Origin of the sequence: Psychrobacter fulvigenes (assembly GCF_904846155.1) — a bacterium.
Lineage (GTDB): Bacteria > Pseudomonadota > Gammaproteobacteria > Pseudomonadales > Moraxellaceae > Psychrobacter > Psychrobacter fulvigenes.
In genome coordinates this window covers 100406-112620 of sequence record NZ_CAJGZP010000001.1, presented here as the reverse complement: position 1 = coordinate 112620, position 12215 = coordinate 100406, and the positions used below count along the sequence as shown (strand labels likewise).

General features: G+C 43.4%; 11 protein-coding genes. 8 read left to right on the top strand and 3 right to left on the bottom strand.

Going from position 1 to position 12215, the window contains the following annotated elements; all coding sequences use genetic code 11:
• Both JMX03_RS00535 and sstT read left to right on the top strand, forming a co-directional pair.
• A complete protein-coding gene (locus tag JMX03_RS00535; protein WP_201593824.1) occupies positions 1-492 on the top strand; it encodes a DNA polymerase III subunit chi in 492 nt (163 codons plus the stop codon).
• A gap of 239 nt (positions 493-731) precedes the next feature.
• Positions 732-1934, top strand: coding sequence for a serine/threonine transporter SstT (gene sstT, locus JMX03_RS00530; RefSeq protein ID WP_201593823.1), 1203 nt, complete (start codon positions 732-734; stop codon positions 1932-1934).
• Positions 1935-2154: 220 nt separating this feature from the next.
• Here the strand turns inward: sstT and JMX03_RS00525 are convergent, their stop codons facing one another.
• Both JMX03_RS00525 and JMX03_RS00520 read right to left on the bottom strand, forming a co-directional pair.
• A complete protein-coding gene (locus JMX03_RS00525) occupies positions 2155-2478 on the bottom strand; it encodes a chaperone modulator CbpM (RefSeq protein ID WP_201576369.1) in 324 nt (107 codons plus the stop codon).
• A gap of 76 nt (positions 2479-2554) precedes the next feature.
• Positions 2555-3562, bottom strand: a complete 1008-nt coding sequence (locus JMX03_RS00520) for a J domain-containing protein (RefSeq protein WP_201593822.1) — start codon at positions 3560-3562, stop codon at positions 2555-2557.
• 558 nt (positions 3563-4120) lie between these two features.
• On the opposite strand from JMX03_RS00520, the gene JMX03_RS00515 reads away from it, so the two are divergent.
• Entirely contained in the window at positions 4121-4483 is a 363-nt protein-coding gene (locus tag JMX03_RS00515) for a septal ring lytic transglycosylase RlpA family protein (RefSeq protein WP_201576371.1), read from the top strand.
• Between the two features lie 112 nt (positions 4484-4595).
• Here the strand turns inward: JMX03_RS00515 and JMX03_RS00510 are convergent, their stop codons facing one another.
• Positions 4596-6617, bottom strand: a complete 2022-nt coding sequence (locus JMX03_RS00510) for an ATP-binding cassette domain-containing protein (RefSeq protein WP_201593821.1) — start codon at positions 6615-6617, stop codon at positions 4596-4598.
• A 455-nt stretch (positions 6618-7072) separates the two neighbouring features.
• Here JMX03_RS00510 and erpA point away from each other — a divergent pair, with 455 nt between their 5' ends.
• The 5 genes from erpA to JMX03_RS00485 all read left to right on the top strand — a co-directional run bounded on the left by erpA (position 7073) and on the right by JMX03_RS00485 (position 11954).
• On the top strand, positions 7073-7453 hold the full coding sequence (gene erpA, locus JMX03_RS00505) for an iron-sulfur cluster insertion protein ErpA (RefSeq protein ID WP_201576379.1): 381 nt from the start codon (positions 7073-7075) through the stop codon (positions 7451-7453).
• A 514-nt stretch (positions 7454-7967) separates the two neighbouring features.
• Positions 7968-8324: a roadblock/LC7 domain-containing protein gene (locus JMX03_RS00500; RefSeq protein ID WP_201593820.1), complete on the top strand. Its 357-nt coding sequence runs from the start codon at positions 7968-7970 to the stop codon at positions 8322-8324.
• A gap of 352 nt (positions 8325-8676) precedes the next feature.
• Complete coding sequence (gene gshA, locus JMX03_RS00495) at positions 8677-10239, top strand: glutamate--cysteine ligase (RefSeq protein WP_201593819.1); 1563 nt, start codon at positions 8677-8679, stop codon at positions 10237-10239.
• A 77-nt stretch (positions 10240-10316) separates the two neighbouring features.
• Positions 10317-10841, top strand: a complete 525-nt coding sequence (locus tag JMX03_RS00490) for a disulfide bond formation protein B (RefSeq protein WP_201593818.1) — start codon at positions 10317-10319, stop codon at positions 10839-10841.
• A 471-nt stretch (positions 10842-11312) separates the two neighbouring features.
• Entirely contained in the window at positions 11313-11954 is a 642-nt protein-coding gene (locus tag JMX03_RS00485) for a copper resistance protein NlpE N-terminal domain-containing protein (protein ID WP_227695056.1), read from the top strand.
• The last annotated feature ends 261 nt before the right edge of the window (positions 11955-12215 follow it).

Genomic DNA, 12215 nt, shown 5'->3' with positions numbered 1-12215 from the left:
ATGCAAATTAGCTTTTATATATTAAGTGAGAGTAAAGCCCAAGACCTCTTGGGCTTTATTTGTCAGTTGACCCAAACTGCACTTAATAAAAGCAACCAGTCGTTATTAATCCTTGCTGAAGAGGATGTCTTACTTGGCACACTTGATGAGGCACTGTGGGCGCATGATGCCAGCAGCTTCATTCCGCATCAACGTCTTAACAATGATAGCAGCACAGCGACTGACAATACTGCTGATACTGCTGATACTGCTGATACTGCTACCAAGTTAGCACCTGTATTGCTCAGCAGCTATATGCCAATCGATTTTGATGGTATTGTGCTCAATATCACTCCTCGACCAGTCAATGACTTTATGGCGGTCGCTGGTAGCGCGCACCCTACTCGCGTGCTTGAGCTGATTAAACCTGATGCAAAAAGCATGCAAGATGGGCGCAATAAGTACAAGCACTATCAGCAGTTAGAGTATCAACTCACGCACTTTAAAGTGTAGTATGCTTTAAGCTTCTCTTTCTATTTCACGACCAAACCCAAGTGCCAAATGCGCGCTTGGGTTTTTTTATGCCTTCTTAATCTTGCCCAAACCTCCTAAATATAAAGATATTTTAGTCTGTTCACCTACGTAAATACGGTATATCAGTAGGAGAATATACAAAAAAATGCTAACATCCACCCATTTATAATGCTGTTTTTATAATGGTTTTTCTTATTTGATTATGTTGAGGATGGAGTATGCGATCATTGATTGCGATGTACCAACGAATAGGACTGGTGCCGCTGATTATTATCGGCTTAGTGCTAGGGGTGTTAATTGGCTGGCTTGCGCCTAATATCGGTATTGCCTTAGGACTACTCGGTACACTGTTTGTCGGTGCACTAAAAGCTGTAGCGCCTGTGCTGGTCTTTATTTTGGTGATGGCAGCGATTTGTCAGCATCGCAGTGGTAGTGAGGTTTATATCAAGCCAGTGCTGATTATGTATGTCTTTGGCACTTTTTTGGCAGCACTGACGGCGGTTGGAGCAAGCTTCTTATTCCCAACCGAACTGGTACTCATAAACGCCACTATCGAGCAAGTACCTCCAGCGAACCTAAAGGAGGTCTTGACCAATCTACTCATGAACCTCGTCGCAAACCCAGTCGAAGCTGTCGCCAATGCCAACTATATCGGTATCTTGGCATGGGCATTAATCATCGGCTTTGCGCTACGTCAAGCAGGAGAGGCCACGCGCAATATGGTGGTGGACTTTTCTGAAGCTATCTCGCAAGTGGTCAAATGGGTCATTGCGCTCGCGCCTTTTGGTATCTTAGGCTTGGTCGCCAATACAGTGGCTGAGACAGGCTTTGAAGCACTGGCAGGTTATGCGCGTATTTTGATGGTATTGGTCGGCTGTATGCTATTCATTGCGCTGGTTGCCAACCCTATTATTGTCCTCGTCAAAACGGGCAAAAACCCTTATCCACTGGTATTTACTTGCTTGCGTGAGTCAGGCATTACTGCCTTCTTTACGCGTAGCTCGGCGGCCAATATTCCAGTAAACATGAACCTCGCCGACAAGTTAGGTCTGCACAAAGATACTTATTCGGTCACCATTCCACTCGGTGCCACCATCAATATGGCAGGTGCGGCGATTACGATTAACGTGTTGACGCTGGCTGCTGCGCATACGCTCGGTATCGAAGTAACTTTTGCTTCAGCATTGCTATTGAGTTTAGTAGCGACCATTAGTGCTTGCGGTGCTTCTGGTGTCGCTGGTGGCTCATTGTTACTGATTCCGCTTGCCGCTAGCTTGTTTAGTATTCCAAACGACATTGCCATGCAAGTAGTCGCAATTGGTTTTATCATTGGTGTGATTCAGGATTCTGCAGAAACGGCACTGAACTCGTCGACCGACGTGCTATTTACAGCGGCGGCTGATCCAAAATACTCTCGTTAATATTATAAATAGCGTTAAAACTATAAACAGTTAGTCACTTACTTGCCAAAAAAACGCCACTTATTAAGTGGCGTTTTTTTTATTGCAAAAGCTGACACTGATACTATTCCCAAAAGTTAGAGTAACGCGGAAAACTTGTGCAAGTACTACTCCTAGTAGACTTAGCAAGTTTGACAAAGTTAATCGTACTTTTTAGGCTTGGTATAATTTTATGTTCAGACTATTTAATATGACGAACTTCCACTTCCACCGTTGGTGCTTCTAGTTCCCACTGACGCTTGAATTGGCGTAGTTGCTCAAGCTCATCTAATAGTTCAAGGATCAAGCCAATAGCAGGCACGCTGGCTTCAAAGTCACGGCTCAGGCGTGAAGCACGGCGGACGGTCGTTAGCTGATAGCCTGTGAACTGCTCACTATCTGGGACATCATATTCGATGATATTCTCTTCAATCAACGCCAATACCCATTGGTGCTCCTGACCGCACGCAGACACTAGCTCATCTAAGCTCAAAACAATATCGTTTAATTCGGGCGAGTGTTTCATAGTTATCATCCTCGTTATCTCTTTATTTTTATCGCTTTCAATTGTGCATCCTTTTTCCTTATCAACGCCTAATTTATCAACGCTGAATGGATGCATGAGCAAAGGCTTGTTTCAGTTGTTCATAAGCTTGTTTTTCTGTCTCGGTGCTGACATCAGGGTTGATAATATTTAGAGTCAAATAAAGATCACCCGCTTGCTTAGCTGGGATGCCTTTGCCTTTTAGGCGTAAGTTGCTGCCAGACTTACTGTTTTTTGGGATACTAACACCTAGCGTGCCTGCTGGCGTCGTGACGTTTACTTTTTCGCCCAGCGCCGCTTCCCATGGAGCGATATTCACTGTCTGATAGACATCGGCACCTTCTAAGCGGATATTGTCCGTATGGCGAATCTTGACTTTCAGAAATAAATCGCCGTTTTTACCACTGCCAATACCAGCAGCGCCTTGCCCTGCTAGGCGGATTTGCTTACCATCAGTGATACCTTTAGGTATTTTTATTTTGAGGGTTTTATTCTCGTAGTCAACGCTGCCGTTAGGCTGACGAACAGGAACGTTTAGCTTGATACTATAGTCGTCACCGCTATATACAGAGGCTAAATCGACGGTAATCTCTGCATGTTGATCTTGGCCTTTACTGTCTTGAGCACCAAAGCCACCACCAAACTGATCAAAGCCACCCTGTTGTGACTGCCCACCGCGTGCGCCGCGACCAAAAGCCGAAAAGATGTCATCAAAGCGAAAGCCGCCATCGCCAAAGGCCTCACCATCGCCAAACTGATCTTTGATATCTTCCCAGCGGAAGCCACCCTGCTGTCCACCAGACTGACCGCCAAAGCCGCCGAACCCACCTGCGCCACCTTGACCGGCAAAGGGGTTGTTTAACATGGCGTCATATTCAGCACGCTTTTCTTTGTCCCTGATGGTTTCATATGCGTTATTAATTTCAGCAATCTTATTATCAGCATCTGGATCGTCGCTGACATCAGGGTGATATTGACGAACGAGCTTACGGTATCTCTTTTTTATCTCAGCGTCTGAGGCGTCTTTTTTGACCCCTAAAATGTCATAGTAGTTTTTTTCTGCCATGTTATTTTTCCTTATTGTATTTATTTACAAAAATTCAGCTAATACATAATATGGGGATGATGGATCAGTATTTCATTTTTGCCTGCTGCTATCACTCATAAAGCTTTATTCACATATAGTCAACTCGAAATAAAATCGATGCGTTTATAGTGTCGTGCTACTGGTACAAATTTTCCTTGCTTGCTGTGCGCTTCGCACTCCAGAGGCTGCACAAAATTTTATCCCAGTAGCACTGTATCGGTTTTAAAGTGTATCAACTATATGCTATTTTGATTTTGGCATCATTGTTGTTTAACCGCTGTTGCCATAGTGTCAATTCTTTCAAACTAATAGACGCGGCTTTTTAGTTAGAGGCGAAATGACCCAATTATTTATAGAATACCCATATTAACAAGCATATGCACATTGGCAAACTTTGAACTCAAGCGTTTTTTACATACCTGTAAGGAAAGAGCAAGTTATTTATTGTATTATGTGTGCATTATTCGTACTCATAGGGAGTAGGAATATTATAGGCAAGAGTATCTGTCTATCTTATAAACTGCATAAAGGTATTAAATGTCTTATTTAATCAAGTCTTTGGTTGTCACGTTATCGCTACTGCTGAGTACCACAGTCTTTGCCGGTAACACCAGTTACTACGGTAGCAAATTTCATGGCAAACGCACCGCTAGCGGTAGTATATTCAATATGAATGCTATGACCGCTGCGCACAAAACGCTGCCGTTTGGTACGGAAGTAGAAGTGACCAACAAAAAGACAAAGCAGAGCGTAATAGTAAAAATCACAGATAGAGGTCCTTTTACACCAGGACGAATTCTTGATTTATCTAAAGGCGCTGCTGGTAAAATAAACTGTCAGCTTTGTACCACTACCATGAAGATTCTGTCTTATGGTGATGGTAAATACCGTAAGCAATAATGTAATAAAAAAGGAGAAGCTGGTGCTTCTCCTTTTTTTATGGCTGCTATTCAACTTTTAAGTGATAGTTCAACTTTTAAATAATAACCGATTCACCATTTATCAAAACCCTTTACTCAAAACTGGCTTCCATCTCTTCTAAAGTCGTCATGGCAAGCAATAGCTTTTCTTCATTGTCGCCATGCTGTTGTTGCAGCTCCGTTTGCTCATCAAGCAACTTTAATAAGTCTGTTTTTCGGCTCTCTTCATAAAGGTCAGTATCGGCAAGCTTTTCTTCAAGAGCAATCAGCTGTTTATCAATCTTAGCCAAAGTCTTTTCTGTCTCTTCAATGTCACGGCGGACAGGTGCGGTCAGCTTGCGCTGTTCAGCGGCCAGCTTGCGCTGCTCTTCTTTACTAAGCGTTGGCTGCGCGGCTTTGGTCTTTTCTGACGTAGCAGATGCTTTATTGCTTACTTGACTGTTATTTGTTTCACGTGAAACAAACTTCTTACTCTCTTTTTTACTTTTCTTCTTACCAGTGTTCTTCTCTGGCGCATTCTCTTGTTTGCGTTTGTCGCTCAGCCATTTACCATAGTCGCTGATATCACCATCGAACTCTTCAATCTTGCCATCATGGACAAGGTATAGCTCATCGCAGACATTGGCAATCAGTTCACGATCATGCGAGACCAGAACGACTGCGCCCTCAAAACCTTGCAACGCCAACGTCAAAGCTTGACGCATTTGTAAGTCTAAATGGTTGGTTGGCTCATCAAGTACTAAGACATTTGGACGTTGCCAGACAATCAATGCCAAGGTTAAACGAGCACGTTCACCGCCCGAGAATAGCTTGCTTGGCGTATCAATACGCTCACCGCGGAAGTCAAAACTACCCAAGAATGAGCGCAATAACGCGTCGGAAGTCTTGCCCGCCAAGCGGCGCAGCATCTCCATTGGCGTCGCTTCGGCATCTAGGGTATCCATTTGATGCTGATTAAAGTAACCAAGTTTGAGCGTATCAGATACGGTGTAGGTCCCAGACAGCACGCCCAGCTCACCAACCAAGGCTTTGATCAAAGTTGATTTACCAGCGCCATTCATACCGAGCAGCCCAAGCCGTGTATCGGGAGTTACTTGCACATTGGCATTGTACAATAGCGGCGTATCACTGTAGCCAATATCAGCCTTAGTCAGTTCAATCAGTGGGCTACTCATGTGTGCCGGCTCATAAAACTTAAAGGAGAACGGGTTATCCGCCATCATTGGTGATAGATCCGCCATACGCTCTAGCTGCTTGATACGGCTCTGTGCTTGCTTGGCTTTACTGGCCTTAGCACGGAAGCGACGAATAAAGTCATCTAAATATGCCCGCGTTTCTTGCTGCTTCTCATACGCCTGCTGCTGCTGCGCCATACGCTCATGACGGGTGCGAATAAACTGCTGATAATTACCGGTATATAATGTGATTTTTTGCTGTTCGACGTGCAAGATGTGACCGACTGTGGCATCTAAGAATGCCTGATCGTGTGAGATGACGATGACCAACCCTTCAAATTGATTGATCCAAGTCTCAAGCCATAAAATCGCATCCAAATCCAAATGGTTGGTTGGCTCATCGAGCAATAACAAATCTGCACGGCTCATCAACGTCTTCGCCAGATTCAAACGCATACGCCAACCACCTGAAAACCCTTCTACTGGCAGCTCATGTTGCGTCGTATTAAAGCCAAGGCCCGCCATGATTTGTGCCGCTTTGGTGGGCGTACGATAACCATCGATTTCATCAAACCGCTGATGCAACACTCCAATCTGCTCATCACTGACCGTACTCAAGTCGCTCATTGCTTCGTTGAGCTCATACCACTCTTCGTCACCACCCAGCACATAGTCAATCGCCGTTTGCGCGCTTGCGCCAACTTCCTGCGCCATATGTGCCACCTGCCAAGTATCAGGAATGCTCACCTCTCCGCGATCGACGGTGACTTCGGTATCACCTGTGCCCATTTGCGTCAGTAATAAGGCAAATAGTGTAGATTTGCCTGTACCATTATTGCCCGTTAAGCCAACCTTGTGGCCTGGATGCAGCTGAAAGCTAGCACCAGAAAATAATTCACGGCCATCACGGCGAACACTAACGTCTTTAAATTCGATCATAGATTTTTTTCATCTCAATGTATTTTTGGCAAAATAATGTCATAGTAAAGCACACACAGCGTGCGCTAATTGCGGGCTATTATTTCAAACACACTCACTATAGGCAAACAATTAAAAAAGTATTTTAAATCCAATTATTTATTATCAGCAACCGTTAAATCAATAAAGGGCATCCAGAATGGCAAAGGCTATTGACAAATCCACGCAAACCCCCATTATGATATACTGTTAGGACACGATAACTGTGAGCAGCTAAGCTGTTTTTATATCGATAAAAAATAGATTTGGCGTCTTTCCTAGCTTTTTGTAGTCTTATAACAAAACGAAATAATCACAGCAATGACACGACAGTACCCATCCGAGTCCATCACATCGCCACTAATAGATTGTCGTCACTAACGCTGCCAATCATACCAAGACGACGATGGCATTTGATATTAGTAACCGAGGTAGATATGAACACACAAACCAACCAATACGATCCAAGCGCAAGCCAGCCTGTAGATCCCACTGTCTTAAGCCTAACCGATAGCGCGGCACAAAAAGTACGCCGACTGCGTGAAGAAGAAGGTGATACCGATTTGATGTTACGCGTTTATGTGACGGGTGGCGGCTGTTCAGGATTTTCTTACGGCTTTAGATTTGACAGCGACTTAAATGAAGACGATGCCAACTTTGATAACGGTGATGTCACTTTAGTTATTGATTCACTCAGCTATCAGTACTTACAAGGCTCTACTGTTGACTATATAGAAGGGCTAGAGGGTGCACGCTTTGTAGTAGAAAACCCTAACGCCACCACCTCTTGTGGTTGCGGATCATCATTTTCTATTTAGAAGCCGTTTATTAGAAACTGTTTACCTAGACCCGTATTTAACCTCCCAGCCGTTAGCTTTTTTAATAAAGTTAACGGCTTAATTTTGACCTCTTTCTTATAGTTCCTCGTCATATCTTTTCTATATCCATGCTTAGAGTATTGATCCAAAAACACTCCAACCAGACCGCTCATTCGCGAAAACTGACACTTTATCGCTGAAAATCTTGCTTTTTCATAAAAATATGCTTAGATAGTAATGTAGTTATAGAGAGTAATGTTAATCTATAATACAAATGGCACTATAATTGCAGTGATTACCCTGTCTTTAGTAGAATGTTAAGACACCCCAATTAGACAATCCAGTGACGTGCCTAGCTATCGGTGTAGCACGTATAATTTAATAGCGCCTACTGTTTTAGCGCCCATAAGAAGTGCTCAAAGTGATGTGATTATCACAATATGAGAATCGTTATGAACTTCGTCCGTTACTGATTGTTAATCTTCTATAGTTTTTACGTTTAAGGAATAATAGTATGGCTAAGTTAACACTTAATGCACTAAATGAAATTGACGGCTTTATGGCAGCAGCACTGGTTGATAGCGAATCAGGCTTAGCACTCGCAACATTGGGTACAGGCATCGATCTAGAACTTGCGGCGGCTGGTAACACTGAAGTTTTACGTTCTAAGCGTAAAGTAGCTGACGCTCTAGGTCTGGATGAAAGCATCGAAGATATCCTAATCACCCTAAGCAAGCAGTACCATTTGCTACGTCCATTAGTACGCAACAGCAACTTATTTTTGTACCTAGTACTTGACCGTCAAAAGTCTAACCTAGCTATGGCTCGTCATAACTTAAAGAGCTTTGAGACTGAACTTGATTTCTCATAAGCCCGTTTAGAAGAACCGCTTAGTTTTTTATCTTACCTAGATATAATTCTAATCGCAAAAGCATCTACCTATCTATAGGTAGATGCTTTTTTTATATAAGGGCGCGTTGGCTAGCTTATAAAATACTAGCAAAATCGCCTATCCTATACTCGCTAAATACGCACAAACCGTTGAGCTGACCTAAAGTAAAGGTTACTGATTTTGTAATTGTGCATAGTTTTTAACCCTGCTTTGGGCTAAACTGACAAGGTTCTTAACATCGGCCATGACAGAGTACAACCCTTATAAACAAAAGGGGTAAATACAAACGGTGTTGCAATATATCATAACGAATAACAATAGATGACATACTATGAGTGATTTTTCCCAATTTAAAACTCCAGACTGGATGAGCAGTCAACATCTAACTGGAATGCTGCGTGGTATCGAAAAAGAAGGCTTACGGATCAAACCTGACGGCTATCTGAGTCGAGCACCGCACCCAGAGAAGCTCGGATCAAAACTGACGCATCCATTTATTACCACCGATTATTCAGAGAATTTGCTTGAGCTGGTCACTGACCCTAGGAGCTCCCCGAAAGACACCTTGATGGTATTGCGCCAACTACATGTACTGGTGTATCGAGCTTTACCTGAAGAAGAGCTGATGTGGCCGCTGTCCATGCCTTACATGCGCTCAGCTGAAGATGAGGATATTCCTCTGGCAGACTTTGGCACCTCCAATACTGGCAAGCTTAAAACTCTATACCGCAGCGGTCTTGGCGTACGTTATGGTCGCCGCATGCAGTCCATTGCAGGGCTACATTATAACTTATCATTTGGTGATGGTTTGTTTGAGTCATGGCAAGCACAAACACCAGAAGCAAGCGATTTGACTCTCACAGAATTCAAAAACGATAAGTATCTCGGCCTGATTCGCAACTTCAAGCGCTTGACCAGTCTCGTGCTCTATCTACTAGGTGCAAGTCCTAACGTCTCCCCTTGCTTTTTGGCGGGCCGTGAGCATGATTTGATACTTCAAAACGACTCAACCTACTATAAGCCTGCCGCCACCAGCTTGCGTATGGGCAGACTGGGCTATACCAATAGTGTGCAAGAAAACCTTGATATTCGTTATAATAATTTACCAGAATATATCGTGGGTCTACGCCGTGCCATTCAAACACCTCATGAAAGCTTCCAAAAGTTGGGCTTAGATGATGATGACGGCAATCCAATACAGATTAATGATCATATTTTACAAATAGAAAATGAATATTATAGCCCTATTCGTCCCAAGCAAATTGCTGACCGCGGAGAGACACCAACTGAAGCTTTAGAGCGTCGTGGTATCGCTTATGTTGAGTTTCGCGCCATCGACCTTGATCCCTATAGTGATATCGGTATCCGCTTATCGAGCGCCTGCTTTTTAGAGATCATGGCCTTATATTGTTTGTTTAACAGCTCACCTGACTTACTGCCTGCAGAAGATGAAGAGTTGGCAATTAACCTAGAGCGTGTGGTCAATGAAGGTCGCCGTGATGACTTACATATCATCAATGACGGTAAAGAGATTCCCCTACAGAGCTGGATGGTTGAACATCTAAACAACATGCTACCGCTAGCAGCACTATTTGACGCGCACTATGGTGGCAACGACTACCGTGCAGCATTGGCACTCATGCAAGGCAAAGCGGCTCAATCTGAGTCAACCATCTCCGCACAAGTCAACGCTGACAGTGAGCGTTTGGGCGGCATGTGGCAGCTTGGACTGACCCTAGCGCAGCAGCATCGCGGTGCTTTATTGCAGCAAGCTTTTAGTCCAAATACCCAAGCTAAATATGAGGTGTTGGCTGAAAAATCAATCCTGCAGCAAGCCGAGATTGAAAAAGCCGAAACAGAAGACTTTATGGACTTCATACAGCAGTATCGTTAATAAGTCAGCAGGCGGTTTGACCTGCTGCTGTGCCTAAGTTAGTTAGTTAGCAACCATTATCTAAGAGTATGTACTAGATGCAAAGATTCACCACTTATCGCCATTTACAAGTGTTTTTGGTCATTATGACCGTGATCGGAATGAGCTTCGCATTGTTCTTTTTGCAGCGACATATGGGGTTTTCGCCTTGCCCGCTCTGTGTGTTTCAGCGGATCGGTTTGATGGTGATGGGCGGTTTTGCTTTAATCGCTGCGCTGTTAAATCCCAAATCTATCGCTGTGAAGCTTCTATTATGGATTGGCAGTCTGGCGGGTATTGTTTGGTCAACTGGCGTCGCTGCACGTCATGTTTGGCTACAGCATCTACCTCCTGATCAAGTACCTACCTGCGGCCCTGGTCTTGATTACTGGCTAGACACCTTGCCTATGCAGCAGGTTTTCAATGAAGTGCTATCTGGTTCTGGAGAATGTGCCACCGTTGACTGGCGTTTTTTGGGTTTAAGCATTCCTGAGCAGTCGCTGATACTTTTTAGTGTACTATTACTGACTCACCTATTAATACTATGGCGAATCATGCGCCCTATGCTATCTGCTCGTAGATAATAGTTTTGGTTATATAGCTCATTCTGATCATATAGCTCATTCTGGCCATATAGCTGTTGATGTGGTTTAGCTGATGGTCTTAGCACTATTATAATTTTAAAAATATCCATTAGCCGCTGACCTTTATCAGTGGCTTTTTTATTGTCAAAAGTAACTGCTTTATAACAAAAACCACACATAGTCATCAGGTTGTTCTGTTATCTTGAGCACCGTTTGTCGGTTATAAGTTACCTTCTGTCTTAACACCTCTTGTATTTACTGCTCAAATCTTAAGAAATTGCTACGTATCTGGTATCAGCGATTTAGTTTTTGCGATAAAAGCCCAAATAAGAGTAATATTGTGGTTTTGACTTTTGTGACGTTTTTACAACGATGCTGAGCGCGATTAGCGCTACCATATAGGTAAGTATTTTTAAATCATGCATATGCGTCGCCATCGTTTATAATTTTTAGCTTATTGTTGGTGTGATAATGAATTTTTTCGGGCCTACTTCTCCACTATTAACTATTTCTATCAAACGCTTCAGTCGTTTGTTATTACCCTTGCCGTTTTGTTTACTGTTGTTAGGCTGTGATAAGCCGTCCACTGCAACCACAGTGAATCAAAAAGCCTCTGTACAACAGTCAGCAACCAATGATGATGGCGCTGCTGACGACACAGCCCAGATGGATGATTCTAGTATCGACTCTGCAGACAGTGTAGATGCAGATAGTGAAGATGAAGGCCAGTCGCTTATAGCAGCGGCTAAACCCGATAGTTCCGCGCAAAAACGTCGTTCACCAATGATCTCGGAGCCCCAACCTGACAATACTCTGCAGGCAACCTTAATTGGTGATTATGCAGGTATATTACCTTGCTCTTTTTGTGATGGTGTATCAGTAACCCTAAACTTATTTGCTGATAGCTCTGTACTAAAAACAAGCGTTTATGAGAACCCACAAACGCCAAGAGTCCCTTTGGTTGAACACGGTGTTTACCGTCAGGACAGTAATACCATCACGGTCGTTTATGATAATAAAGACATAGAAAGCTATAATATTCAAAGCAATCATCTGGTTATGTTAGACGACGATAAAAAGCCAAATACTGACTACACCCTAGCACGCAAGTAAGCAGCACACAGGGAGTCAGCGCGTAAACTAATGGCTTTTTTGAGTCGGGCATTGCAGTAGTTCTCTGAGTCATACTTCAGCCTAAAAGTAATATTTTCTAAAGTTTTTTGACTAACCAACGCCTCCCTGTTTGGCGTTTTTTTATTGGTCATCTATCGAGGTTTACTTTACAATGAGCGCTGTTATAGTGAGTTCAATTGTCTACAGTAATAAAAAATAAGCAGTATTTACTCGCTAACGTCACTCATTACTCCCTTCTTT